The organism is Aeromonas sp. FDAARGOS 1415, from assembly GCF_019048365.1.
Lineage (GTDB): Bacteria > Pseudomonadota > Gammaproteobacteria > Enterobacterales > Aeromonadaceae > Aeromonas > Aeromonas taiwanensis.
On the sequence record NZ_CP077363.1, the window covers coordinates 2,618,284 to 2,642,182 of the forward strand.

Consider the following 23,899-nt stretch of genomic DNA (forward strand, 5'->3'; position numbering starts at 1 on the left):
AACGAGCGGGGCCGACCCCTCGCGCGGTCATCACCGAATCGTCGCCAGGGACCCCAGCATGATACAGACCCAGTTGATTAAAACGCCCGCTCAGGTGCTTTCCAGCGACAGCAGTGCGTCCTCGGCGCTTCCCATCGGGGGAGTTGAGGGGGGTCAGCTGCCGGTCGATGGCAAGGTTGCCTTCTCGGACGCCATGGTCAGGGCCCAGCTGATGGGCAAGGCCCCCGCCAGTCAGGCCGCTCTGGCTCCTCGGGTGAGTGACGATAACCCGCAGACGAACGGCGCCGATGCCAAATCTTTGGCGTCTGGCGAGCTGGCTGGGGAGGAGACCCAAGCCGCCAAGGCCTCAGGTGACGAGCCGGGTCTGCCCCCCGACGATTTCCTTCAGCAGTTGCAGGCCTCCCTGCGTCAGGACGTGAGCCTGGTGCACCCCGCCGTGCCTCCTTCACCTCAGGGAGAGAGTGCGCCCGTCGACGGCAATGACTTGCCGCCCGAGTCGCAGCCGCTGGTCGAGTCCCGTGCCCTGTCCGGGCCCGGTGCCGAAGGCAAGGGCGTTACCGCAAAGCCTGCACCGATGCCGCCGGGCGGCCCCGTGCCGGGCAGCGCAGGACTGACTGAGTCGGCACAAGCCGGCCTGACACAAACAGAGCAGGCACAGACCGATCCGGTACAAACCGGGGCGACAGCCCATGGCCCGCTGCAGAGCGGTCTGGCCCTGGGCGACGTGACACAAAGCAACCTTGCCAGAGACGCCCTGGCTCAGACCGGATTGGCAAAGGCTGAGCCAGCACCAGCAGCGGACGGCGAGACGACGCAAACCGCGATGCGCGGCGATGTCCAGGGCGTGGATAAATCTGCTACGGCCGAGGCCGGCGCAAGCAAGGGAGGAAACGCGGCCCTGGCAGACGCCCTTGTGGCGAGTGACGCAGAGCTTGGATCCGCTGCTCCCGACCAGGTTGCAGAGAAAGGCACAGACAAGGGAACAGAGAAGGCCGCCGACACTGGCGCCACACGGGCCAAGACCGAGGGGCCATCCCCCCTGTCCGGCGCGGAGCGGGCGGCTTTGCTATCAAAAGTGATCCCGAGCCCGGAGGCCGCTGCTGACAAGGGTACCGGCACCACGGTACAGCTCGAAGCCCCAACGGCGCAGGCCGGTGCGGCCAGGTCCTTCGGCGAGGGGCTGGTCAAGGTTGGCCTGGACAGCCAGGTGGCAGCCCAGGGTGACGCGCCCAATGCCGCAGGGAATCAGCCCCGTGAGGCCAGCACCCGGGACGGGCTGACGGGCACGACCGGGGACGGCAAGCCCGGCTCGGCTCAGGACGCACCGGAGAGCAAGCCGGTGCAGACAGCCAGGCTCGAACAGAATACGACCAAGCCGGAACAGAATACGGCTCAGACCGGCAGCTCCAGCCCGGCAGCCGCCCCCGTGAGCACCCCGGAGCCGACGCTGGCGGCGCCGCAACAGATTCTGGCCCGCCAGGAGTCCCAGGGGCCCCAGGCCTCCCTGACGGCCTTGTCGGCCGGCATCCAGCAGATGGAGTCGGCCCCCGCGATGGTCAAGGTTGCCGCCGAGTTCAAGAAGAGCGATATGAAGGGGTCTCTGGACGACGTGGGCAAGCCTGGCGGGGTTGAGACCAAGGGGGCGGGACAGACCGACGCCACGGCCTCCCTGCAGCCTGCCCAGACGGCGGCTGGCGAGAGCAAGCCCGCGGCCGAGCTCGCCGCACGGCGAGAGCCCCAGAGCCTGCCGCACCTCAAGCTGGCCACGCCGGAGGCACCGGTCCAGCTGCACCAGAAGGTGAATCTGATGCTGACGGACCAGCTGCAACAGGCGGAGATCCAGCTCGATCCCCTGGGGCTTGGCAAGATGAAGATCCAGATCCAGCTCGACGCCTCCAGCCAGGCCAGCGTCCACTTCGTGGTGCAGCATGGCCAGACCCGGGAGATGCTGGAGCAGGCCATGCCGAGACTGCGTGACATGCTGGCGGGGCAGGGGATCCAGCTCGGTCAGACCCTGGTGCAACAACAACCGCAACAGCAGTCGCAGCAACAGGCACAGCAGCAGGGGCAGTCAGCCTTCGGCGGTCAGGGACAGCAGGGGGGCGGTTTCAATGGCGGCCAGTCACAGGAAGGGGAAGGGACGGCCCGCAGCCTCAGCCTGCTGGTGGAATCGGCAAACGATGCCGGGATCGATTTCTATGCTTGATGCATTCATAAGTAAGTTTATGATACCGAACAAGTTTAAGACTAGGGTGGACAAGGGATGGCAGACGATAACGAGCTGACGCTGAAAGACCCCGCGGCGGCCAAGAAAAAGAAGTTGATCATGATAGTCGCCCTGGTCGTCCTGCTGCTGGGTGGCGGCGGGGCGGGGGCCTGGTTCATGTTTGCCGGCTCGGATGCGCCAGCGGCCGAGGAGGCCGAGGCCAAGCCTGAAGCCAACACGCCCAAGCCCTCGCTCTATGTGGGCATGCCGCGTCCCTTCGTGTTCAATGTGGCGGGGGGGCAGCGGGATCGGCTGGTGCAGATCAAGATCCAGTTGCTGGTGCGGGGCAGCGCCGACGAGACCCTGGCCAAACAGAATATTCCCCTGATCGAAGGCACCCTGCTGCGGGTCTTCAGCGCGGCGACCGCCGAGCAGCTGATGACCTTCGAGGGCAAGGAGAAGCTGCGTCAGGATTCGCTGGAAGAGTGCCGTCGGGTCCTCAATGATCTGGTCTCTTCCCCCGTAATCGAACAAGTGCTGTTTACCGGCTTTGTCATGCAATGAAAGGTGAAGCGTGAGCGATCTGTTAAGTCAGGACGAGATTGATGCCCTGCTGCACGGTGTCGATGATGTCGAAGAGGAGGAGTTGGGGGCGGCCGGGGATCCCGGTATCACCCAGTTTGACTTCTCCTCCCAGGACCGCATCGTCCGCGGCCGCATGCCGACCCTGGAGCTGGTGAACGAACGGTTTGCCCGCCACATGCGCATCAGCCTGTTCAACATGATGCGGCGCACCGCCGAGGTGTCGATCAACGGCGTGCAGATGCTGAAATTCGGCGAATACGTCCACACCCTGTTCGTGCCGACCAGCCTGAACATGGTGCGCTTCCGTCCCCTCAAGGGCACGGCGCTCATCACCATGGAGGCCCGTCTGGTCTTCATCCTGGTGGAGAACTTCTTCGGTGGTGACGGCCGTTACCACGCCAAGATCGAGGGGCGCGAGTTCACCCCCACCGAGCGGCGCATCATCCAGATGCTGCTCAAGCTGGTGTTCGAGGACTACAAGGATGCCTGGGCCCCCGTGATGGACGTGGGCTTCGAGTACCTCGACTCCGAGGTGAACCCGGCCATGGCGAACATCGTCAGCCCCACCGAGGTCATCGTGGTAAGCTCCTTCCACATCGAGCTGGACGGCGGCGGCGGCGACTTCCACGTGGCCATGCCCTACTCCATGCTGGAGCCCATCCGCGAGCTGCTGGATGCCGGTGTCCAGAGCGACAAGGGGGACACCGACGTGCGCTGGAGCAAGGCCCTGCGCGACGAGATCATGGACGTCAAGGTGGAGCTCAAGGCCAAGCTGCTGGAGACCGAGCTCTCCTTGCGGGAGCTGATGGAGCTCAGACCCGGCGACATCATCCCGGTGGAGATGCCGGAGAACCTGCTGGTCTTTGTGGAGGATCTGCCCACCTTCCACGCCAAGATGGGGCGGACCAAGGAGAACGTGGCGCTCAAGATCACCGACAAAATCAAACGCCCTGACGGGGTCAAGACAGAGATGCATCTGGTGACCCGGGGGGGCGTGCGCATTGATGGCGAAGCCGAGCTGGAAGAGCTCGAGCGCAGCATCGCAGACAGACACCCCTGATTGACCCTCCCTGCGGGGAGCTTGCAACACTGAGGAATTGAAGATGAGCGACACCGATGACGAGCAGGATCTGATGGCTGACGCCTGGGCGGCCGCGCTGGAGGAACAGGTCACGGCCGAAGCCAGACCCGCCCCCCTGGAGGAGCTCAAGGACGAATCCCCCATCAGCGCCGAAGAGCGGCGCAAGCTGGACACCATTCTGGACATCCCGGTGACCATCGCCATGGAAGTGGGGCGCAGCCAGATCAGCATCCGCAACCTGCTGCAGCTGAACCAGGGTTCCGTCGTGGAGCTGGATCGGGTGGCGGGCGAGCCCCTGGACGTGCTGGTCAACGGCACCCTGATCGCCCACGGCGAGGTAGTGGTGGTGAACGACAAGTTCGGCATCCGTCTGACCGACGTCATCAGTCAAATCGAAAGGATCAAGAAGCTCAAATGATCCGCGCGCTCTCGTTGTGGCTGTTCACCCTGCCCGTGCTGGCCAACCCGGGGGCGGCCAATCCCCCCAGCATCACCTCCTGGCTGCTCTCCAGCCTGATGGTCATCGGCCTCATTCTGGTGCTGGGCTTCCTGCTCAAGAAGAGCAAGCTCACCCAGGTGATGGGGGGCGGCCAGATGAAGGTCATCGCCACCCTGCCGCTCGGCTACAAGGAGAAGCTGATGGTGGTCAAGGTGGGCGGTCAGCAGCTGCTCGTCGGGGTGACGCCGCAGCAGGTCAACTTCCTCTACCGCCTGGAGGAGCCGCTGGACGAGAGCCAGCCCCAGGCGTTCTCCCAGCAGCTCGGCAAATTGATGGGCAAGCATGAAAAAAGTTAACTGGATAGGGGGCCTGGGCCTGCTCGCCATGGTGCTCTCGCCCCTGGCGATGGCCCAGGACGGCATGTCGGCGGTCACCGTCAAGACCATGGCGGACGGCAGTCAGGAGTACAGCCTGACCCTGCAGGTGTTGGCGCTCATGACCGCGCTCTCCTTCCTGCCGGCCATGGTCATCATGATGACCTCCTTCACCCGGATCATCGTGGTGCTCGGCATCCTGCGCCAGGCCATCGGCCTGCAGCAGAGCCCCTCGAACCAGGTGCTGATCGGTATCGCCCTCTTCATGTCGTTTTTCATCATGTCCCCGGTGCTGGATCGCATCAACAACGAGGCGCTGCAACCCTATCTGGCCGAGACCATAGGGGCCAAGGAGGCGCTGGAGAAGGCCGAGCTGCCCATCCACCAGTTCATGCTGGCCCAGACCCGGGTCAAGGATCTCAACACCTTCATGGAGATTGCCAACGTCCAGGTGGCAACCCCGGAGGAGGTGCCCCTGCGGGTGCTTATCCCGGCTTTCGTGACGAGCGAGCTCAAGACCGCCTTCCAGATAGGCTTCATGCTGTTCCTGCCTTTCCTGGTCATCGACCTGGTGGTGGCGAGTATCCTGATGGCCATGGGGATGATGATGCTCTCCCCGATGCTGGTCTCCCTGCCGTTCAAGCTGATGCTGTTCGTCATGGTGGACGGCTGGAACCTGATCCTGGGGTCGCTCGCCAACAGCTTCGGGCTGGGCACAGGCTAGCCAGCCAATAGAGAGGAGCCGATAGATGAGCCCTGAAACCTTTGTCGACGTCTTTCGCGAGGCACTCTGGCTGGTGACCATCATGGTGTGCGCCGTGATCCTGCCGAGCCTGATGGTGGGCCTCATCGTCGCCATCTTCCAGGCCGCCACCTCCATCAACGAGCAGACCCTGAGCTTCCTGCCCCGCCTCGTGGTCACCCTGCTGGCCCTGGGGGCCGGTGCCCACTGGGGGCTGCAGAGCCTGATGGACTTCTTCCAGCTGATGGTCAGCCAGATCCCCGAGGTCGTCGGCTGATGCTTGCCAAGGGGAACCTGCTCCCCCGCGCTACCGTGGGCGGGGACCTGTGGGGGAATGGGCTGCATGGCCTGGCGGGGCCAGTGGCACCATGACCTATACCACAGCGCTCATCATGGAGTGGCTGTCGTCCATCCTCTGGCCGCTCGCCCGGGTGAGCAGCCTGCTGATGGTGATGGCGGTGTTTGGCAGCCGGCTGGCACCGGCCCACATCCGCATCGGCCTCTCCCTCGCCATCACCCTCATCATCGCGCCCCTGCTGCCCCCCATGCCAAAGATTGAGCTCTTCTCCGTGGGCAGCTTCCTGGTATTGGCACAGCAGTTGCTCATCGGCATCGCGCTCGGCCTCATGACCCAGTTTCTGCTGGAAACCTTCGTCATGGCGGGCCAGGTCATCGCCATGCAGACCAGTCTGGGCTTTGCCACCCTGGTGGATCCCATGAACGGCCAGTCCGCCCCCGTGGTCGGCCAGTTCTACCTGATGCTGGCGACCCTGGTGTTCCTGGCGGTGGACGGTCACCTGCTGATGCTGCGCATGGTGGTGCTGAGCTTCGAGACCCTGCCGGTGTCGGACAGCGGCCTCACCCTGCCGGCCATCCGCAGCCTGGTGAGCTTCCTCGGGGTCATGTACCAGGCCTCCCTGGTGATGGCGCTGTCCGCCATCATCGCCCTGCTGCTCATCAACTTCGCGTTCGGGGTCATGACCCGGGCGGCCCCCCAGCTCAACATCTTCAGCATCGGCTTCGCGGTGAGCATGATGTCGGGCCTCTTCATCCTCTGGCTCACCATCGGCGGCTTCATGGGGCACTTCGACGCCCTCTGGGAGCGGGTGCAGGAGACCAGTTGTGAACTGATCAACGTTCAGTGCCTCGGGGGTCAGCATGGCTGATACCGATCAGGAACGCACAGAACAACCCACGGGCAAACGACTGCAACAAGCCCGGGAAAAAGGGCAGATTGCACGATCCAAGGAGCTGGGCACCGCCAGCGTCTTGCTGGCGACCGTGTTCGGCCTCCTGATGATCAAGGAGAGCCTGGCGGACGCCATGGTCAGGGTGCTGACCATGGGTTTTACCCTGGAGCGGGAGCAGGCCTTCGACCCCAATGCCATGGGGGTCATGGTGCCGGCCCTGCTGGGGACGCTGATCCAGCCCCTGGGGCTGCTGTTTCTGCTGGTGATCATCGCCGCCTTCGTCGGCAACACCCTGCTCGGCGGGATGAACTTCTCCTCCGAGGCCATGCTGCCCAAATGGAGCAAGCTGAGCCCCTTGAGTGGTTTGAAGAGGATGTTCGGGGTGCAATCCCTGGTGGAGCTGGTCAAGTCCATCGCCAAGGTGGTCTTCATCTCCCTGTTCGCCTGGTGGATGCTCTCCAGCCAGTTCGACCACCTGCTCAATCTCTCCCTGGAGGGCTTCCCCGGCGGCATCATAGACGCGCTGGACCTGCTGCTGTGGATGCTAATCATCCTCTGCTGCGCCCTGATCCCCATCGTCGCCATCGACGTGCCGTTCCAGACCTGGAACCACAACCGCCAGCTCAAGATGACCAAGCAGGAGGTCAAGGACGAGTTCAAGGACAGCGAGGGCAAGCCCGAGGTCAAGGGGCGGATCCGCCAGCTGCAGATGCAGATGGCCATGCGCCGCATGATGGGGGACGTGCCCAAGGCGGACGTCATCATCACCAACCCTACCCACTACTCGGTGGCCCTGAAGTACGACGCGGGCAAGCCGGGGGCTGCACCCAAGGTGCTGGCCAAGGGGGTCGACGAGGTGGCGATGAAGATCCGGGAGATTGGCCGCGAGTACGACATTCCCGTCATGTCCTCCCCGCCGCTGACCCGGGCCATCTACCACGCCACCGAGATTGGTCAGGAGATCCCGGAGGGGCTCTTTGCCGCCGTGGCCCAGGTGCTGGCCTACGTCTACCAGCTCAAGAAGTTCCGCCGTGGCCGCGGCCGGCGCCCGACCCCGATCGCCAAGGATCTGCCCATCCCGCCGGAATTTCGCAAGTAAGGCCCTGGATAGCGGCGCCTGAACGGGGTTTCGTCATCCTGCAATTTGCCGCCGTGGTCTAAGGGTTGGCCTGTGTATACCAGCTCAAGACGTTCCGCCGCGGCCGACGCCCGACGCCGAGCGCCAAGGATCTGCCCATTCCGCCGGAGTTCCGAAAGCAAGGCCCTGGATAGCGGCGCCTGAATTGGATGGTATCATCTTGTCAGGTGCCGCTCTGCGCCAAGCACTGCCATAGGACCTCATTGATTCCCTTTTCTGCTTGTTGCCCAGCGACCCGCCGCCAAGCCCGACGGACTTCTGACAGCTGTAAAATAAAAGTCATTTAGATCAATGAATTGAATCGTTGGCTTGATATTTGCTTTAATCCGGCACTGGCGGTTGATAATCGAGAAGCACGATGGGATTCAAGGCGGGACTGGGCCGTTTCAAAGAGTACAAGTGGTTGCTGAGCAGAGGGGTAGGGACCCCGCTGCTGGTGCTGGCGTCCCTGGGCATGGTGGTGCTCCCCATTCCGCCCCTGATGCTGGATATCCTCTTCTCCTTCAACATCGCCCTCTCCATCGTGGTGCTGCTGGTGGCCGTCTATACCCGCCGCCCCCTGGAGTTTGCCGCCTTCCCCACCGTCCTGCTGATCGCCACCCTGCTGCGCCTTGCGCTCAACGTCGCCTCTACCCGGGTGGTGCTGCTGGAAGGCCACAACGGCAGTGCGGCGGCCGGTCACGTGATCGAGGCCTTCGGCAACGTGGTGATCGGCGGCAACTATGCGGTGGGCATCATCGTCTTCATGATCCTGGTGATCATCAACTTCGTGGTCGTCACCAAGGGGGCGGGCCGGATCTCCGAGGTGAGCGCCCGCTTCACCCTGGACGCCATGCCCGGCAAACAGATGGCCATCGACGCGGACCTGAATGCCGGCCTCATCAACCAGGAAGAAGCCAAGAAGCGCCGTCAGGAGGTCACCCAGGAAGCGGACTTCTACGGCTCCATGGACGGTGCGTCCAAATTCGTGAAGGGGGATGCCATCGCAGGCATCATGATCCTCTTCATCAACATCATCGGCGGCTTCATCATCGGCATGATGCAGCACCAGCTCACCTTCGGCGAAGCGGCCCAGGTCTACACCCTGCTGGCCATCGGTGACGGCCTGGTCGCCCAGATCCCGTCGCTCCTGCTCTCCATCGCCGCGGCCATCATCGTCACCCGTCAGAATACCGACCAGGACATGGGCACGGCGGTGCTCGGCCAGCTGTTCGAGAACCCCAAGGCCCTGGTGATCTCCGCCGGCATCCTGCTGATGATGGGCAGTGTGCCCGGCATGCCGCACCTGGCCTTCCTGAGCCTGGGGGCCGTGGCGGCCGCCGGTGCCTGGTGGCTGCTGCGCCGCGAGAAGCAGAACAAGGCGCGGGCGGCGAGCGGCGAACTGCTGCCGGCCCAGGGGGATGCCCCGGTGGAGCAGAAGGATCTGAGCTGGGACGACGTCATGCCCGTGGACATCATCGGGCTGGAGGTGGGCTATCAGCTCATTCCGCTGGTGGACAAGAACCAGGGGGGTGAACTGCTCAACCGCATCAAGGGGGTGCGCAAGAAGCTCTCCCAGGAGTTCGGCTTCCTGGTACCTGCCGTACACATTCGTGACAACCTGGATCTCGCCCCCAATCAGTACCGCATCACCCTGATGGGGGTGAGCACGGGGGAGGCCACCGTCTATCACGACAAGGAGATGGCCATCAACCCGGGCCAGGTGTTTGGCCAGATCCAGGGTATTGCGACCCAGGATCCCGCCTTCGGGCTGGAGGCGGTCTGGGTGGCCAAGGAGCAGGTTTCCCAGGCGCAGACCCTGGGCTACACAGTGGTCGATGCGGCCACCGTGGTGGCCACCCACCTCAGCCAGATCCTCTCCAACCACGCGGCCCTGCTGCTGGGTCACGACGAGGTGCAGCAATTGCTCGACATGATAGGGAAGCACCAGAGCAAGCTGGTGGAAGGGTTGGTTCCCGAGGTGATCAGCATGGGCAACCTGGTGAAGGTATTGCAAAATCTCCTCAATGAGGGCGTGCCAATTCGCGACATGCGCACTATCCTGCAGACCCTCGTGGAATATGCGCCCCGCAGCCCGGATCCGGAAGTGCTGACCGCGGCCTGCCGTATCGCCCTGCGCAGACTCATCGTGCAGGAGATTGCGGGCCCCGAACCCGAGCTGCCGGTGATCACCTTGTCACCGGAGTTGGAACGCATATTGCATCAATCCCTGCAAGCAGGTGGGGGAGATGGCGCCGGCATCGAGCCGGGACTGGCGGAGCGGATGCAGCGCTCTCTGGTGGAAGCCACTCAACGACAAGAACTGGAAGGCCAGCCGGCCGTGCTTCTGACATCGGGGATATTGCGCAATACCCTGGCGAAGTTTGTCAAGAATGCCATTCCTGGATTACGCGTGCTGTCTTATCAGGAAGTGCCTGACGACAAGCAGATCCGCATCGTCAGTGCGGTAGGACAGGGCTAGTTAGCGGAGACGACGGGTGAAGATTAAGCGGTTTTTTGCCAAAGACATGCGCACGGCGCTGGCCGAGGTCAAGGAGACTCTCGGGCCCGATGCCGTCATCATGTCCAACAAAAAGGTCACCGGTGGGGTGGAGATAGTCGCGGCCGTCGATTATCAGTCCCAGGTACCGGGACCCAAGGACGCGCCGGTTCGCCGTCAGTTGAATGAAGAGAGCGTCAATATCTCGTCTGCGGGCAAGCAGATGACGCGCACGGCGCCGGCCAAGGAACAGAACGAATACTACGCCGATACCCTGGCGGCCCTGCTGGCACGCCAGCAGAAGCTCAATCCGGGCAATCCGGCGGGCAACGGCAATGGTGCCTCGCCCTCCTGGTCCGCCGGTGCGCCAGGCAATGGCAATGGCAATGGCGCTTCGCCGTCGTGGTCCGCCAATGGTGCCGGCACCCAGTCCGCCGGGCCGGCCGCCGCCGGTGGAGCGCCCAGAACCCTGGCTGAACAGGGCCAGTGGGGCGCCGCGCCCGAGCCCGCCAAACCCAAGGCTCGCCCGGCTGCCGCACGCCCCGCCCAGTCCGCCCCGCGGGATCAGGAGATGGAAGGGATGCGCAAGGAGATGGCCAGCATCCGCAAGCTGCTGGAGCACCAGATCTCCGGCCTGATGTGGCAGGAGGTGGAGCGCCGCGAGCCCATGCGCGCCCTGCTCATCAAGGAGCTCAAGAAGATGGGCTTCGACGACGCCTTTGCCGATCAGCTGGCGGGGCTCATCCCGGAAGACATGCCCATTCACCAGGCCATGGCCCAGCTGGCCGAGGTCCTGACCGCCCAGCTCAAGATCAGCGAGGACGAGATCCTGCGTCAGGGGGGGGCGGTGGCCCTGCTCGGACCGACCGGGGTGGGCAAGACCACCACCATCGCCAAGCTGGCGGCCCGCTTTGCCATGAAGTACGGGGCCGAGCAGGTGGCGCTCATCACCACGGACAACTACCGTATCGGCGCCCACGAACAGCTGCAGACCTATGGCCGCATCATGGGCTGCCCGGTGCGCCAGGTGCGCGATGCCGAGGAGCTGGCCAATGCGCTCTATCAGTTCCGCCACCGCCGGCTGGTGCTCATCGATACCGCCGGTGTGGGTCAGCGGGACATCCGCCTGACCGAGCAGCTCGACACCCTGGTCAAGAACGCCAAGGTGCGCATCCGCAGCTACCTGGTCATGTCGGCCACCTCCCAGCGGCGGGTGATGCAGGAGGCGGTGGATCACTTCCGGCGTATTCCGCTCTCCGGCTGCATCCTGACCAAGCTCGACGAGAGCCTGAATCTGGGGGAAGTGATCAACGTCTGCATTCAGAACGCCCTGCCCATCAGCTACATCACCGACGGGCAACGGGTGCCGGAAGATATTCAAGTTGCCAACGCAGCGCTGCTGGTCGGCGCCGCCATGGGGTCGCTGGAGCGGGAAGCAGAGGATCCCTATTTCTGGGGATCGGGTTTCGGCGAGACCGAAGATTCGGAGTTTTATGAGTAACATGTATATGGATCAGGCGAGTGGTCTGCGCAAAATGCGTCAAAACAATCGAGTAAAAGTGATCGCCGTGTCCGGAGGCAAGGGGGGGGTTGGCAAGACCAACGTGACCCTGAACGTGGCGGGAGCCATGGCTGCCCAGGGCAAGCGGGTGATGGTGCTGGATGCCGACCTGGGTCTGGCCAACGTCGACGTCATGCTGGGGCTGCGGGTGCATCGCAACCTCTCCCACGTACTGGCTGGGGAGTGCACCATAGACGACATCATCGTCGAGGGGCCCTACGGCATGATGATAGTGCCGGCCACCTCGGGTACCCAGTCCATGGTCGAGCTCTCCCCCGTGCAGCATGCCGAGCTCATCCGGGCGTTTGGCGAGATGAAAACCCCGGTGGACGTGCTGCTGGTGGACACGGCGGCGGGGATCTCCGACATGGTGCTGAGCTTCACCCGTGCGGCCCAGGACATCATGGTGGTGGTGTGTGACGAACCCACCTCCATCACGGATGCCTATGCTCTCATCAAGATCCTCTCCAAGGATCACGGTGTGTTCCGCTTCAAGGTGGTGGCCAACATGGTCCGCTCCCTGCGCGAGGGGCAGGAGCTGTTCGCCAAGTTGACCCGGGTCACCGACCGCTTCCTGGACACCTCCCTGGAGCTGGTGGCCTGCGTCCCTTACGACACCAACCTGCGTGCTGCGGTGCGCAAGCAGAAGCTGATCGTCGAGGCGTTTCCCAAGTCGCCCGCCGCCCTGGCATTCCGTGCCCTGGCCAACAAGGCGGCGAGCTGGGCCATCCCGAACCAGCCGGGCGGTCACCTCGAATTTTTCCTGGAAAACTTGTTGCAAAAGCCGGTCATCACACAGGAAGACTCCCGTGAATAAAGCCCAAGCATACTTGCGTCATCAGGATTCCTACGTGCTGGTCGAGCGTCACGCTCCGCTGGTCAAGCGGATTGCCCAGCATCTATTGGCTCGCCTGCCAAGCAGTGTCTTGCTGGATGACCTGATCCAGGCAGGTATGATTGGGCTGCTCGAAGCCTCCCGCAACTTTGACGGGAGCAAGGGGGCCAGCTTTGAAACCTATGCCGGCATCCGCATTCGCGGCGCCATGCTGGACGAAATTCGCCGCGGGGACTGGGTGCCCCGCTCGGTGCACCGCAACAGCCGCGCCATCGCCGAGGCCATCGAGAACGTGGAGCAGGCTCATGGCCGGGACGCCAGGGACACCGAGGTGGCCGCCAACATGGGGGTCTCCCTCGGGGAGTACCACGCCATGCTGCAGGATGTCTCCTGCGGCAAGATCATCGGCATCGAGGATCTGGGGGTCAGCGAGGACGTGATCGGGCATCCCGATGACGCGAGCCACGGTGGCTACGACGATCTCGCGGCCGAGCGTTTCCAGGGGGCCCTGGCCGAACACATCGCCCGCCTGCCCGAACGGGAGGCATTGGTGCTATCCCTTTATTACGATGAAGAGCTGAACCTGCGCGAGATCGGTGAAGTCTTGAGTGTGAGCGAGTCTCGGGTGAGCCAGATCCACAGCCAGGCCATGCACAGATTGCGCGCCCGTTTGCGAGATTGGAATGTATAAGTCGTTGTACTGGCTACACTGGAACGCCACTCTAAGGCATAATCCGCACCGTTAAACCTGCGATCTGCATCATGTAAGCGAGCCGTCGTGGCGGCTCTTTAGGAGGAACTTTGGACAAGAACATGAAAATCCTCATCGTCGATGACTTTTCAACGATGCGCCGGATTATCAAGAACTTGCTGCGTGACCTGGGATACAACAACACCCATGAAGCAGACGATGGCAACACGGCATTGCCGATGCTCAAGAACGGTGACTTCCAGTTCGTGGTGACCGACTGGAACATGCCCGGCATGCAGGGCATCGACCTGCTCAAGGCGATCCGTCTGGACGACAAACTCAAGCACCTGCCGGTACTGATGGTGACTGCAGAGGCCAAGCGCGAGCAGATCATCGAAGCCGCCCAGGCCGGGGTCAATGGCTATATCGTCAAGCCGTTCACCGCCGCCACCCTCAAAGAGAAGCTCGACAAGATCTTTGAACGCATCGGCTAAGGAGCGGCTGGGATGAAGGCCAAAACGAATGCCATGATCTCCCTTGAACAGGCAAGGATGCTGGTTGCCCATCTGGAGCGAGAAGAGTTTGAACAGGCCGATACCATCCTCGCCGATGTGTGCGCCCCCAATGCGGCGGCCCTGTTCGACAAGGTGGGGCAACTGACCCGCCAGCTACACAACTCCTTGCAGGACTTTCGCCTGGATCCGCGGATCCCTGACCTCGCGACCCACGAGATCCCGGATGCCAGGGAGCGCCTGAGTTATGTCATCGACATGACGGACAAGGCGGCCAACCGCACCATGGATGCGGTGGAGGCCAGTCTCCCCATCGCCGATCGACTCAACGACAGCATCCAGCTGGTCATGCCCAACTGGAATGCCCTGATGAGCCGGGATCTGGAGCTGGGTCAATTCAAGGCGCTCTGTCATCAACTGAATGATTTCATTAAGGCTTCTGAGACGGATGCCGATAAGTTACGACAACTGCTGACGGAGATCCTGATGGCTCAGGATTTCCAGGACCTGACCGGTCAGATGATCCGCAAGGTGATCAAGCTGGTGCAGGAAGTTGAAACGAAGTTGATAGAGATGCTGACCATGTTCGGTGAGGGCGTGAGCGATCATTCGGCGCGCAGCCTGCCGGCGAGCGGCATCGAGGCGGAAGGGCCCATCATGAACCCGCAGACCCGATCAGATGTGGTCAATGGTCAAGATGATGTGGACGATCTGCTGTCTAGCCTGGGATTCTAATGGAGTGACGCATGGCCTTCGAAGTTGATGAAGACATACTGCAAGACTTTTTGGTCGAAGCATCAGAAATATTGGAACAGTTGTCTGAACAACTGGTCGACCTGGAAAAGCGACCCGATGACAAGAATCTGTTGAATGCCATCTTCCGCGGCTTCCATACCGTCAAGGGGGGAGCGGGCTTCCTCTCCCTGACCGAGCTGGTGGACGTCTGTCACGGTGCCGAGAACCTGTTCGACATGCTGCGCAACGGCAAGCGAACCCTCAGCGCCGAACTGATGGACGTCATCCTGCAGGCGCTGGATGCCATCAACGTCATGTTCGCCCAGGTTCAGAACCGCGAAGAGATCAGCCCCGCCTCTCCCGATCTGCTCCACGATCTGCACGAGCTGTGCAAGCCGGAAGGGCAGGAGCAGCTGCGCACCGCCAGCGTGGCCGCCCAGCCCGAGCCTGAGCCAGAACCCATCCCCGAACCCGAGACCATCGCCGAGGTGGCGCCTGCTGCCGTCAATGGCGGTGGCTCCATCGACGAGATCTCCGCCGACGAGTTCGAGCGCCTGCTCGATGAGCTGCACGGTGTCGGCAAGGCGCCGACCATCTCGGCCGCCCCCGTGTTGAGTGACTCGGGCGACATCACCGACGACGAATTCGAAGCCCTGCTCGACCAGCTTCACGGTCAGGGTCAGCACGGCGGCAAGCCGGATCTCGCGCCGCTGCAGTCGGTCCAGAAAGAGGTGGACGAGCTCATCGACGACGACGAGTTCGAGCGTCTGCTGGACGAGCTGCACGGTCGTGGCCAGGGCCCCCAGCACACCATGGCCGCCCCCGCTGCCGAGCCCAAGGCCCCGGTCGCCGAGACCAGGGCGCCTGCGGCCGCTGCCCCCGTGACGCCCCCCAAGGCGCCGGTGGCTGCCAAACCCGCCCCCGAACCTGCCGCTACACCGGCCAAGGCAGCCCCTGCCAAGCAGGCCGCCCCCGCCGAGAGCAGCGCGGTGCAGAGCGACACCACGGTGCGGGTGGATACCAAGACCCTGGACGTCATCATGAACATGGTGGGCGAGCTGGTGCTCGTCCGAAACCGCCTGGTGAGCCTCGGCATCGCCAGCAACGACGAAGAGATGTCCAAGGCGGTGGCCAACCTGGACGTGGTGACCGCCGACCTGCAAGGTGCGGTCATGAAGACCCGCATGCAACCTATCAAGAAGGTGTTCGGCCGCTTCCCGCGGGTCGTGCGCGATCTGGCCCGCACTCTCAAGAAAGAGATCGAGCTGGTGATGGTGGGGGAGGAGACGGATCTCGACAAGAACCTGGTCGAGGCCCTGGCCGATCCCCTGGTGCACCTGGTGCGCAACTCCTGTGACCACGGCGTCGAGATGCCGGACGTGCGGGAAAAGGCGGGCAAGCCCCGTCAGGGCACCATCACCCTGAGCGCCTCCCAGCAGGGGGATCACATCCTGCTCTGCATCGAGGATGACGGCGCCGGCATGGATCCGGAGAAGCTCAAGTCCATCGCCATCAGCCGCGGCGTGCTGGATGCCGACAGTGCGGCACGGATGAGCGATAACGATGCCTATAACCTGATCTTCGCCCCCGGCTTCTCGACCAAGTCCGAGATCTCCGACATCTCCGGCCGCGGTGTCGGCATGGACGTGGTGAAGACCAGCATCGTCAGCCTCAATGGCTCGGTGCACATCGATTCGACCTGGGGCAAGGGCACCCGCCTCGAGATCAAGGTGCCCCTGACCCTGGCCATACTGCCGACCCTGATGGTGGAGGTGGGCCAGCAGACCTTCGCCCTGCCGCTCGGCTGCGTGAACGAGATTTTCCACCTGGACCTGAAAAAGGCCAATATGGTGGACGGTCAGCTCACCATCATCGTCCGTGACAAGGCGATCCCGCTCTTCTACCTGCACAAGTGGCTGGTGCGCGGTGCCGGCAGAACGGCCCGTCAGGATCAGGGCCACGTGGTCATCGTCCAGATCGGCACCCAGCAGGTGGGGTTCGTCGTGGACAACCTCATCGGCCAGGAAGAGGTGGTGATCAAGCCCCTCGACAACCTGCTGCAGGGAACCCCGGGCATGGCCGGCGCTACCATCACCAGCGACGGCGGCATCGCCCTCATTCTGGATGTACCCAGCCTGCTCAAGGCCTATGCCCGCCGCCACTGAGCGTCTGGCTCAAGGAGTTAAAAGAATAACAATGGCAGTCAAGGTATTAGTGGTCGACGATTCGAGTTTCTTCCGCCGTCGGGTCAGCGAGATCATCAATCAGGATCCCCTGATGACGGTGATCGACACGGCCCAGAACGGGCGGGAGGCGGTAGACAAGGCGCAGCAGCTGCGGCCAGACGTCATCACCATGGACATCGAAATGCCGGTGCTCGACGGCATCAGCGCCGTGCGCGAGATCATGGCCAAGTGTCCGACCCCCATCCTGATGTTCTCCTCCCTGACTCACGAAGGGGCCAAGGCGACCCTGGATGCGCTGGATGCCGGTGCCCTCGATTTTCTGCCCAAGAAGTTCGAAGACATCGCCCGCGACAAGGACGAGGCAGTCCGCCTGCTGCAGCAGCGGGTCAAGGAGATCGCCCGCAAGCGTTTCCTGATGGCGGCCAGACCCCGTGCGCCGGAGCCCCTGGCGCGCCCTGCCGTCGAGACGGCCCTGAGCCGCGCTACCGAGCGCCAGCCCGAGGCGGTGCGCACGCCGGTGGCACCCGCCAGCTTCAAGCGCAGCGGCAAGAGCTACCAGCTGGTGGCGATCGGCACCTCCACTGGCGGACCGGTGGCCCTGCAGAACGTGCTGACCAAGCTGCCCGGGGATTTCCCTCATCCCATCCTGCTGATCCAGCACATGCCCGGCACCTTTACCGCCGCCTTCGCCGCCCGCCTCAACGGCCTGTGCCAGATCGGGGTCAAGGAGGCAGAGGACGGCGACGTGCTGCGGCCGGGTCATGCCTACCTTGCCCCCGGCGGCAAGCAGATGCTGCTGGAAGGGCGCGGGCCCGGTGCGCGCCTGCGCATCATCGAGGGCAACGACAAGGTCAACTACAAACCCTGCGTCGACATCACCTTCGCCTCCGCCGCCAAGACCTATGGCGACAAGGTGCTGGCCATCGTGCTGACCGGCATGGGGGCCGATGGCCGGGACGGCGCCCGCCTGCTCAAGGAGCAGGGCGCCACCATCTGGGCGCAGGATGAAGCCTCCTGCGTCGTCTACGGCATGCCCCAGGCAGTGGCCAAGGCGGGCATCGCGAGCGAATCCCTGCCGCTGGATCGGGTGGCCCAGCGCATCCTGGTCGAGCTGGGTCGCTGATCATGGGCATCCTCGGCCTGGTGCTGGCACTGGCGGCCGTCGCCGTCGCCCAGTGGTGGCACGGTGGCAGCCTGCTGACCCTGCTGGACGGTCCGGCATTTGTCATCGTGGTCGGGGGAACCTGGGGGGCGGTGATCCTGCAGACCCCCCGCAAATACATGCTCTCCGCCCTCAGGCAGGCGGCCTGGATGCTGTTCCCGCCGCAGCGGGATCTGGCGCAGCAGGCAGAACGTCTGCAAGCCTGGGCCCAGTTTGCCCGCCAGCAGGGGCTGCTCGCGCTGGAGGATCAGGCGGACGCCGAGCCCGACCCCTTCACCCGCCAGGGACTCACCATGATAGTGGACGGGGTCTCCATCGAGGATATTCGCCGCCTGCTGGAGGCGGACATCGACATCGAGCAGGAGCGCAACGAGCACTCTGCCAGGGTGTTCGAGGCCATGGGGGGGTACAGTCCGACCATCGGTATCATAGGGGCGGTGATCGGGCTCATCCAGGCCATGTTCCATCTGGAGGAGCCGGGCGTCCTGGGGGCCGGCATCGCCGTGGCCTTCGTCGCCACCATCTACGGGGTCGGGTTTGCCAACCTGCTCTATCTGCCCATCGCGAACCGCCTGCGGGCCTTCCATTACCATTACGGTCTCTATCAGGAGATGACCCTGGAGGGGCTGCTGGCCATCGCCCACGGGGAGAACGGTCAGCAGGTTGAACGACGGCTGCGGGCCTATCTGAAAGGGGAATAGCCATGCGCAAGCGCTATCGTTTGCACCTGCAAGGGCGAGAGCATCTCGATCGCTGGCTGGTCTCCTACGCCGACTACATGACGCTCATCTTCGCCCTCTTCGTGGTGCTCTACTCCGTGGCCATCGTCAACAAGGAGGAGTATCGCGCCGTCATCGAGGGCATGACCCAGGCATTCAGCCAGGCACCGCGCAGTGACGGGCTGCTGGAAGGGCAGGGCAGCTCCCTGTTGAACAACCCCGTGTCGGCTGCCCCCTCCCTGCTGGAGAGCGATGCCTCGCCATCTCCTTCGCAGGCCCCCATCACGGGCACGCCAGTTCAGCAAGATGGCACGGCCCTTGCCACGATAGACGTGCAGCTCCAGCAGGCCATGGGTACCCTGGTCGATGCCGGCGTGGTCAAGCTGGCGCAGGACGACAACTGGCTGACGGTGGAGCTGAGTTCAGGCCTCTTGTTCAGCAGCGGCAGCGCCTTTCTGGGGGTCAATGCCGGCCCTGTGCTCGATACGCTTTCAGGTATTCTGAAACCGGTCGATAACTATGTCAGGGTGCGGGGTTACACGGATAACCAGCCGATAAACAACGAAATTTTCAGCTCCAACTGGACGCTGTCCGCCGCCCGCGCCGAGGCGGTGCTGAGCGCTCTGGTAGGCAAGGGCATCGCCCCCGGGCGGCTCGCTTACGAGGCGTACGGGGAGTTCTCCCCCTTCGCCGACAATGGCACCGAGCAGGGGCGGTTACAGAATCGCAAGGTGGTGGTCGCCATATCCAGGTTCGCCTGGGTGCCGCCGCCCCCCGTCAAACCGCTGACGGTGGTGCCGGCACAGACAACGCCACAGAGCGTCGACAGTGACAACATCAGGGTGATCTCCTTGCCCGGTGGCGGGATACGCATAACAACAAGGCAGGATTGATACAGTGATTGTTTGGACGGTTGCCAATCAGAAGGGTGGAGTCGGTAAAACCACCACGGTCGTCTCCCTGGCGGGCATTCTGGCCCAGCGTGGCCAGCGGGTGCTGCTGATCGACACCGACCCCCACGCCTCCCTGACCTCCTATCTCGACTTCGACTCGGACAGGCTGGAGGGCACCCTGTACGAGCTGTTCCAGGCGGCCAAACCCAGCGCCGAGCTGGTCAACCGGATGACCCTCAAGACCCGGTTCGAGAACATCAGCCTGCTGCCCGCCTCCATCACCCTGGCCACCCTGGATCGGGTGATGGGCAACCGGGAGGGGATGGGGCTGGTGCTCAAGCGCGCCCTGTTGCGGGTGCAGGATCAGTTCGACTATGTGCTGATCGACTGCCCGCCGGTGCTGGGGGTGATGATGGTGAACGCGCTGGCGGCCTGCGATCGCATCCTGGTGCCGGTGCAGACCGAATTCCTCGCCCTGAAAGGGCTGGAGCGGATGATGAAGACCTTCGAGATCATGCAGCGATCCAAGCGGGACAAGTTCCGCTACACCGTCATTCCGACCATGTTTGACAAGCGTACCCGCGCCTCCCTGATGACGCTGCAGTCCATCAAGGAGCAGTATGGCGAGGCGGTGTGGAATGCGGTCATTCCCATCGACACCAAGTTCCGGGATGCCAGCCTGGTGCACATCCCCCCGTCCATCTATGCGCCGGGCAGCCGCGGCACCTATGCCTATGAGACCCTGCTCAACCATCTCGACGCCCTGGAGCGTCAACGAACCCAGGAGGTGACGTCATGAGAGAAAACACCCAGGTTCGGGCCATGGACGACTATTTCCACTCCCTGCTGCTGGACGATGCCCTGCTGCGGGAGGATCCGGACGACGAGGTTCCGGCTCCGGCGCTGCAGCGTCAGCCTGCCGCCTCACCGGAGGTGCCCGCCGTCCCCTATCTGGAGGCGGACAACCGGCTGGCCCAGCTGAGCGAGCTGCTGGCCCAGGTGGGGCAGGTGCAGTTCGAGATGGATGCCCTGAGCCACGAAGAGACCCATGTCGAGCCATTCCAGCTGGAGGCCGAGGTCGTTGAGCCGGAGCCGGAGGTGGTCGAGCCCGAGGTGGTCCTGGCACCGCCCGAGGTCGTGGTGGAGGAGGCCGAACCCGTCGCCCTGACACTGACGGCGCCCGAGCCTGCGGCCCAGCCCGCTCCCGCCCCCTCGACCTGGGAGAACCTGGACACCGGCAACGAGTTTCAGGCGCTCTTCTTCGACGTGGCCGGCGTGACCTTCGCGGTGCCCCTGACCGAGCTCGGCGGCATTCACCAGCTGGGGGAGGTGACCTCCCTGTTCGGCCAGCCGGGCTGGTACAAGGGGATCATGACCTCCCGCGAGCAGAAGATGAACGTGGTGGACACGGCCCAGTGGGTCATGCCGGGGCAGCATCTGGAGATGGAAGATTACAAATATCTGATTATGCTGGGGGAATCACCCTGGGGACTGGCCTGTCATCAGTTGAAGGGCACCGAACTGCTGCATCGGGATCAGGTGAAGTGGCGCCATCAGGAGGGCAAGCGCCCCTGGCTGGCGGGCATGGTCAAGGAGAAGATGTGTGCCCTGCTCCACGTCAGGGAGCTGCTGGTGCTGCTTGGCCGCGGCGTGAACATTGAAGGCCGCTGACAAGATCGGCACAGCCATGGTTTTATTGCTAATTTTACCCGTTGACGGGTTCATACAAGGATCAAGAAGATGACAGAGAAGCGCAACATCGCACAAAATCTGGCCGAAGACGAAGTGCTGCAGTGGGTGACCTTCCAGTTGGAAAACGAGACCTATGGCATCAACGTGATGCAGGTCCAGGAGGTGTTGCGCTACACCGAGATCGCCCCGGTCCCGGGCGCGCCGGACTATGTGCTGGGCATCATCAACCTGCGCGGCAACGTGGTGACCGTCATCGACACCCGCTCCCGCTTCGGCCTGCCGGCCGGGGACGTGAGCGAGAACTCCCGCATCGTGATCATCGAGGCGGAGAAGCAGGTGATCGGCATCATGGTGGACAGCGTGGCCGAGGTGGTCTATCTGCGTTCCTCCGAGATCGATGCCGCCCCGGCGGTGGGCACCGAGGAGAGCGCCAAGTTCATCCAGGGCGTCAGCAACCGCGACGGCCAGCTGCTGATCCTGGTGGATCTCAACAAGCTGCTCTCCGACGAAGAGTGGGAAGACATCGGTTCCCTGTAACGGAACGAGAAGGCGCCGGGCGGGGCGAATGGCCCATGCCCGGCGCCCTTTTGATAGGAAGGTGATGGTTTGATGATTGAATTCGCAGCCTTGGGGTTGTCCTTGCTCGCACTGGTGCTGGCCCTCTACGGGGTCTTGGGGCACCGTCGTCGCCAGCGAGAGTCCGAGGCCAGGATGGAGGCGCTGCAGGGGCAGCTGGAGAGCCTGCGCAAGCAGATGATGGAGCTGCACACCGGCGCCATCGGCATGGGCCAGCGTCTGCAGAGCGCAGAGGGCGCCATGCAGAAGATCCAGGACAGCCAGCAGGAGCTCACCCTGCAGGATCCGGAGCGCCGCCTCTACAGCCGCGCTGCCAAGATGGTGGAGCTCGGCGCCGATCTCGACGAGGTGATGAGCGAGTGCGAGCTGCCTCAGGCCGAGGCGGAGCTGCTCATCTCCCTGCGCAAGGGGCGAAGCTGATCCCGGTGCCGTGAACGCGGGGCAAGGGCGCTCCCGCATCCCCCGAGTTGATGACTCGATCCGGGAGGGGGTGTCGCCCTTTCCCCCTGCATATCGCGCCTGGCACGGGCGCGATCTTCCCCACAAATCTTGTTGATTATCGGCATCTTTGAAAAGACGCCTCCGGATCCTGTGTTAAGATGCAGGCCGCCTCATTTTCAACGATTCAATCCTCATGCTGCTTCAAGCGAACAATCTGAGCTGCGTACGTGAAGATCGCACCCTGTTTGAACATCTCTCCTTCGCGGTGCGCTCCGGGGATCTGATGCAGATTGAGGGGCCCAACGGGGTGGGCAAGACCAGCCTGTTGCGCCTGCTGACCGGCCTCTCCCAGCCCTTCGCCGGGGAGGTGTGCTGGAACGGCGAGGATATCCGCCGCTGCCGGGACGAGTACCATGCCAGCCTGCTCTATCTGGGCCATCAGCCTGGCGTCAAGGCGACCCTGACTCCCCTCGAGAACCTCTCCTTCTACCAGAAGCTGCACGGCACGGCCGGGGGCGACGTGGATCTCTGGCAGGTGCTGGCCCAGGTCGGCCTCGCTGGTTTCGAGGACTATCCCGCGGGCCAGCTCTCCGCCGGGCAGCAGCGGCGGGTGGCGCTGGCCAGGCTCTGGCTGAGCGACAAGCCGGCGCTCTGGATCCTGGACGAGCCCTTCACTGCCATCGACAAGCAAGGGGTCCGGGTGCTGGAGCGGTTGTTCCTGACCCACGCGGATCGGGGGGGCATGGTGCTTCTCACCACCCACCAGGATCTCACCCTGATGCAGGGGCGCCTCAAGACCCTCTCCCTGTCCTCGCCGTTGCAGGAGTAGCCCATGCTGCGTGCCGTCATACACCTTATTCACCGTGAATTGCTGATGGCCCTGCGCCAGCGGGCCGAGATCTTCAATCCGCTCTGGTTCTTCCTGATCGTCATCACCCTCTTTCCCCTCGGCGTCGGGCCCGAGCCCCAGCTGCTGGCCCGCATCGCCCCCGGCATCATCTGGGTGGCGGCCCTGCTGGCGGCCATGCTCTCCCTGGAGCGGCTGTTTCGCGATGACTTCAGCGACGGCGCCCTGGAGCAGATGATGTTGATGCCCCATCCCCTCGGGCTGCTGGCCCTGGCCAAAGTGATCGCTCACTGGTTGCTGACGGGGCTGCCGCTGCTGCTGATCTCCCCCTTGCTCGCCATCCTGCTCTCTCTGGACCTGAAGACCTATCTGGCCGTGGTGGCCACCCTGGCGCTGGGAACCCCGGTGCTGAGCCTGCTCGGGGCGGTCGGGGTGGCGCTGACGGCGGGGCTGCGCAAGGGCGGGGTGCTGCTCAGCCTGCTGTTGCTGCCGCTCTATATCCCGGTGCTGATTTTCGCCACCTCCGCCATCGAGGCGGCGAGCATGGGGTTGCCCTACGCCGGGCAGCTCGCCATCCTGGGAGCCATGCTGGTGGGGGCCCTGACCCTGACTCCCCTGGCCATATCGGCGGCGCTGCGGGTCAGCGTCAACTGATTAATTTGTTGAAAGGTCCTTTTTTGAGGCCGGTTTTTGGGTGATATTGTTGAGATAGATCAAGGGGATGGCTGCTTATTGCTTTCGGGGGATATGATGTTTTCCCCCCATGGGTATGGTAGGCACCGCCACTTAAGAATTAATAACTGAAAGGTTCTGTG

25 protein-coding genes and 1 pseudogene are annotated in these 23,899 nt (G+C 63.5%); all 26 read left to right on the top strand.

Going from position 1 to position 23,899, the window contains the following annotated elements; genetic code table 11:
• The first annotated feature begins 58 nt into the window (after positions 1–58).
• The 26 genes and pseudogenes from I6L45_RS12470 (at position 59) to ccmB (ending at position 23,738) form a co-directional block, all read left to right on the top strand.
• Positions 59–2,206: a flagellar hook-length control protein FliK gene (locus I6L45_RS12470; protein WP_216982231.1), complete on the top strand. Its 2,148-nt coding sequence runs from the start codon at positions 59–61 to the stop codon at positions 2,204–2,206.
• A gap of 57 nt (positions 2,207–2,263) precedes the next feature.
• Positions 2,264–2,770: a flagellar basal body-associated protein FliL gene (gene fliL, locus I6L45_RS12475; protein ID WP_210548175.1), complete on the top strand. Its 507-nt coding sequence runs from the start codon at positions 2,264–2,266 to the stop codon at positions 2,768–2,770.
• A 10-nt stretch (positions 2,771–2,780) separates the two neighbouring features.
• Positions 2,781–3,851 (top strand): flagellar motor switch protein FliM, encoded by a 1,071-nt coding sequence (gene fliM / locus I6L45_RS12480; RefSeq protein WP_043761989.1) that lies wholly within the window; start codon positions 2,781–2,783, stop codon positions 3,849–3,851.
• A 43-nt stretch (positions 3,852–3,894) separates the two neighbouring features.
• A complete protein-coding gene (fliN, locus tag I6L45_RS12485; RefSeq protein ID WP_043761987.1) occupies positions 3,895–4,290 on the top strand; it encodes a flagellar motor switch protein FliN in 396 nt (131 codons plus the stop codon).
• Entirely contained in the window at positions 4,287–4,667 is a 381-nt protein-coding gene (fliO, locus tag I6L45_RS12490; protein WP_043808438.1) for a flagellar biosynthetic protein FliO, read from the top strand. Before fliN ends, fliO begins: the two co-directional genes overlap by 4 nt.
• Positions 4,654–5,409 carry a flagellar type III secretion system pore protein FliP gene (gene fliP / locus I6L45_RS12495; RefSeq protein ID WP_043761985.1) on the top strand — a complete coding sequence of 252 codons (756 nt, stop codon included), beginning with the start codon at positions 4,654–4,656 and terminating at the stop codon, positions 5,407–5,409. The genes fliO and fliP overlap by 14 nt, the downstream gene beginning before the upstream one ends.
• 25 nt (positions 5,410–5,434) lie before the next feature.
• Positions 5,435–5,704 carry a flagellar biosynthesis protein FliQ gene (fliQ, locus tag I6L45_RS12500; RefSeq protein ID WP_043761984.1) on the top strand — a complete coding sequence of 90 codons (270 nt, stop codon included), beginning with the start codon at positions 5,435–5,437 and terminating at the stop codon, positions 5,702–5,704.
• 91 nt (positions 5,705–5,795) lie between these two features.
• The gene (fliR, locus tag I6L45_RS12505) at positions 5,796–6,593 is read left to right on the top strand and encodes a flagellar biosynthetic protein FliR (protein WP_043761982.1); all 798 of its coding nucleotides are present in this window, start codon (positions 5,796–5,798) and stop codon (positions 6,591–6,593) included.
• Positions 6,586–7,716 carry a flagellar biosynthesis protein FlhB gene (gene flhB, locus I6L45_RS12510; protein ID WP_216982232.1) on the top strand — a complete coding sequence of 377 codons (1,131 nt, stop codon included), beginning with the start codon at positions 6,586–6,588 and terminating at the stop codon, positions 7,714–7,716. The genes fliR and flhB overlap by 8 nt, the downstream gene beginning before the upstream one ends.
• Before the next feature lie 44 nt (positions 7,717–7,760).
• Positions 7,761–7,889: pseudogene (locus I6L45_RS20190) on the top strand (flagellar biosynthesis protein FlhB); the annotation flags it as partial.
• Between the two features lie 224 nt (positions 7,890–8,113).
• Positions 8,114–10,216 (top strand): flagellar biosynthesis protein FlhA, encoded by a 2,103-nt coding sequence (flhA, locus tag I6L45_RS12515; RefSeq protein WP_043761979.1) that lies wholly within the window; start codon positions 8,114–8,116, stop codon positions 10,214–10,216.
• 16 nt (positions 10,217–10,232) lie between these two features.
• Positions 10,233–11,735, top strand: a complete 1,503-nt coding sequence (gene flhF / locus I6L45_RS12520; RefSeq protein ID WP_216982233.1) for a flagellar biosynthesis protein FlhF — start codon at positions 10,233–10,235, stop codon at positions 11,733–11,735.
• 1 nt (position 11,736) lies between these two features.
• Positions 11,737–12,612, top strand: a complete 876-nt coding sequence (locus I6L45_RS12525) for a MinD/ParA family protein (protein ID WP_197068439.1) — start codon at positions 11,737–11,739, stop codon at positions 12,610–12,612.
• Positions 12,605–13,321, top strand: a complete 717-nt coding sequence (locus I6L45_RS12530; protein WP_042076843.1) for an RNA polymerase sigma factor FliA — start codon at positions 12,605–12,607, stop codon at positions 13,319–13,321. The genes I6L45_RS12525 and I6L45_RS12530 overlap by 8 nt, the downstream gene beginning before the upstream one ends.
• Before the next feature lie 110 nt (positions 13,322–13,431).
• Positions 13,432–13,815: a chemotaxis response regulator CheY gene (gene cheY, locus I6L45_RS12535; protein ID WP_010673934.1), complete on the top strand. Its 384-nt coding sequence runs from the start codon at positions 13,432–13,434 to the stop codon at positions 13,813–13,815.
• A gap of 12 nt (positions 13,816–13,827) precedes the next feature.
• Positions 13,828–14,568, top strand: coding sequence for a protein phosphatase CheZ (locus tag I6L45_RS12540; RefSeq protein ID WP_043761972.1), 741 nt, complete (start codon positions 13,828–13,830; stop codon positions 14,566–14,568).
• Positions 14,569–14,579: 11 nt separating this feature from the next.
• On the top strand, positions 14,580–16,733 hold the full coding sequence (locus I6L45_RS12545) for a chemotaxis protein CheA (RefSeq protein WP_216982234.1): 2,154 nt from the start codon (positions 14,580–14,582) through the stop codon (positions 16,731–16,733).
• A gap of 31 nt (positions 16,734–16,764) precedes the next feature.
• Positions 16,765–17,877, top strand: coding sequence for a chemotaxis response regulator protein-glutamate methylesterase (locus I6L45_RS12550; RefSeq protein ID WP_043761968.1), 1,113 nt, complete (start codon positions 16,765–16,767; stop codon positions 17,875–17,877).
• Positions 17,878–17,879: 2 nt separating this feature from the next.
• Positions 17,880–18,617 carry a flagellar motor protein gene (locus I6L45_RS12555; protein ID WP_043761967.1) on the top strand — a complete coding sequence of 246 codons (738 nt, stop codon included), beginning with the start codon at positions 17,880–17,882 and terminating at the stop codon, positions 18,615–18,617.
• Between the two features lie 2 nt (positions 18,618–18,619).
• Complete coding sequence (locus I6L45_RS12560; protein WP_216982235.1) at positions 18,620–19,528, top strand: flagellar motor protein MotB; 909 nt, start codon at positions 18,620–18,622, stop codon at positions 19,526–19,528.
• A gap of 4 nt (positions 19,529–19,532) precedes the next feature.
• Entirely contained in the window at positions 19,533–20,327 is a 795-nt protein-coding gene (locus I6L45_RS12565) for a ParA family protein (protein WP_134696609.1), read from the top strand.
• A complete protein-coding gene (locus tag I6L45_RS12570) occupies positions 20,324–21,199 on the top strand; it encodes a chemotaxis protein CheW (protein ID WP_216982236.1) in 876 nt (291 codons plus the stop codon). Before I6L45_RS12565 ends, I6L45_RS12570 begins: the two co-directional genes overlap by 4 nt.
• Positions 21,200–21,268: 69 nt before the next feature.
• Positions 21,269–21,757, top strand: coding sequence for a chemotaxis protein CheW (locus tag I6L45_RS12575; protein ID WP_010673942.1), 489 nt, complete (start codon positions 21,269–21,271; stop codon positions 21,755–21,757).
• 72 nt (positions 21,758–21,829) lie between these two features.
• A complete protein-coding gene (locus I6L45_RS12580; protein WP_043761963.1) occupies positions 21,830–22,216 on the top strand; it encodes a DUF2802 domain-containing protein in 387 nt (128 codons plus the stop codon).
• A gap of 214 nt (positions 22,217–22,430) precedes the next feature.
• A complete protein-coding gene (ccmA, locus tag I6L45_RS12585; RefSeq protein ID WP_216982237.1) occupies positions 22,431–23,066 on the top strand; it encodes a cytochrome c biogenesis heme-transporting ATPase CcmA in 636 nt (211 codons plus the stop codon).
• A 3-nt stretch (positions 23,067–23,069) separates the two neighbouring features.
• Entirely contained in the window at positions 23,070–23,738 is a 669-nt protein-coding gene (ccmB, locus tag I6L45_RS12590; RefSeq protein ID WP_210548184.1) for a heme exporter protein CcmB, read from the top strand.
• The last annotated feature ends 161 nt before the right edge of the window (positions 23,739–23,899 follow it).

What these genes read in the sequence shown, in the direction of transcription:
- I6L45_RS12470 (WP_216982231.1), top strand. Translation starts at nt 59, where the DNA reads ATGATACAGACCCAGTTGATTAAAACGCCCGCTCAGGTGCTTTCCAGC.
- fliL (WP_210548175.1), top strand. Translation starts at nt 2,264, where the DNA reads ATGGCAGACGATAACGAGCTGACGCTGAAAGACCCCGCGGCGGCCAAG.
- fliN (WP_043761987.1), top strand. Translation starts at nt 3,895, where the DNA reads ATGAGCGACACCGATGACGAGCAGGATCTGATGGCTGACGCCTGGGCG.
- fliO (WP_043808438.1), top strand. Translation starts at nt 4,287, where the DNA reads ATGATCCGCGCGCTCTCGTTGTGGCTGTTCACCCTGCCCGTGCTGGCC.
- fliP (WP_043761985.1), top strand. Translation starts at nt 4,654, where the DNA reads ATGAAAAAAGTTAACTGGATAGGGGGCCTGGGCCTGCTCGCCATGGTG.
- fliQ (WP_043761984.1), top strand. Translation starts at nt 5,435, where the DNA reads ATGAGCCCTGAAACCTTTGTCGACGTCTTTCGCGAGGCACTCTGGCTG.
- fliR (WP_043761982.1), top strand. Translation starts at nt 5,796, where the DNA reads ATGACCTATACCACAGCGCTCATCATGGAGTGGCTGTCGTCCATCCTC.
- flhB (WP_216982232.1), top strand. Translation starts at nt 6,586, where the DNA reads ATGGCTGATACCGATCAGGAACGCACAGAACAACCCACGGGCAAACGA.
- flhA (WP_043761979.1), top strand. Translation starts at nt 8,114, where the DNA reads ATGGGATTCAAGGCGGGACTGGGCCGTTTCAAAGAGTACAAGTGGTTG.
- I6L45_RS12525 (WP_197068439.1), top strand. Translation starts at nt 11,737, where the DNA reads ATGTATATGGATCAGGCGAGTGGTCTGCGCAAAATGCGTCAAAACAAT.
- I6L45_RS12540 (WP_043761972.1), top strand. Translation starts at nt 13,828, where the DNA reads ATGAAGGCCAAAACGAATGCCATGATCTCCCTTGAACAGGCAAGGATG.
- I6L45_RS12545 (WP_216982234.1), top strand. Translation starts at nt 14,580, where the DNA reads ATGGCCTTCGAAGTTGATGAAGACATACTGCAAGACTTTTTGGTCGAA.
- I6L45_RS12550 (WP_043761968.1), top strand. Translation starts at nt 16,765, where the DNA reads ATGGCAGTCAAGGTATTAGTGGTCGACGATTCGAGTTTCTTCCGCCGT.
- I6L45_RS12555 (WP_043761967.1), top strand. Translation starts at nt 17,880, where the DNA reads ATGGGCATCCTCGGCCTGGTGCTGGCACTGGCGGCCGTCGCCGTCGCC.
- I6L45_RS12560 (WP_216982235.1), top strand. Translation starts at nt 18,620, where the DNA reads ATGCGCAAGCGCTATCGTTTGCACCTGCAAGGGCGAGAGCATCTCGAT.
- I6L45_RS12570 (WP_216982236.1), top strand. Translation starts at nt 20,324, where the DNA reads ATGAGAGAAAACACCCAGGTTCGGGCCATGGACGACTATTTCCACTCC.
- I6L45_RS12575 (WP_010673942.1), top strand. Translation starts at nt 21,269, where the DNA reads ATGACAGAGAAGCGCAACATCGCACAAAATCTGGCCGAAGACGAAGTG.
- I6L45_RS12580 (WP_043761963.1), top strand. Translation starts at nt 21,830, where the DNA reads ATGATTGAATTCGCAGCCTTGGGGTTGTCCTTGCTCGCACTGGTGCTG.
- ccmA (WP_216982237.1), top strand. Translation starts at nt 22,431, where the DNA reads ATGCTGCTTCAAGCGAACAATCTGAGCTGCGTACGTGAAGATCGCACC.
- ccmB (WP_210548184.1), top strand. Translation starts at nt 23,070, where the DNA reads ATGCTGCGTGCCGTCATACACCTTATTCACCGTGAATTGCTGATGGCC.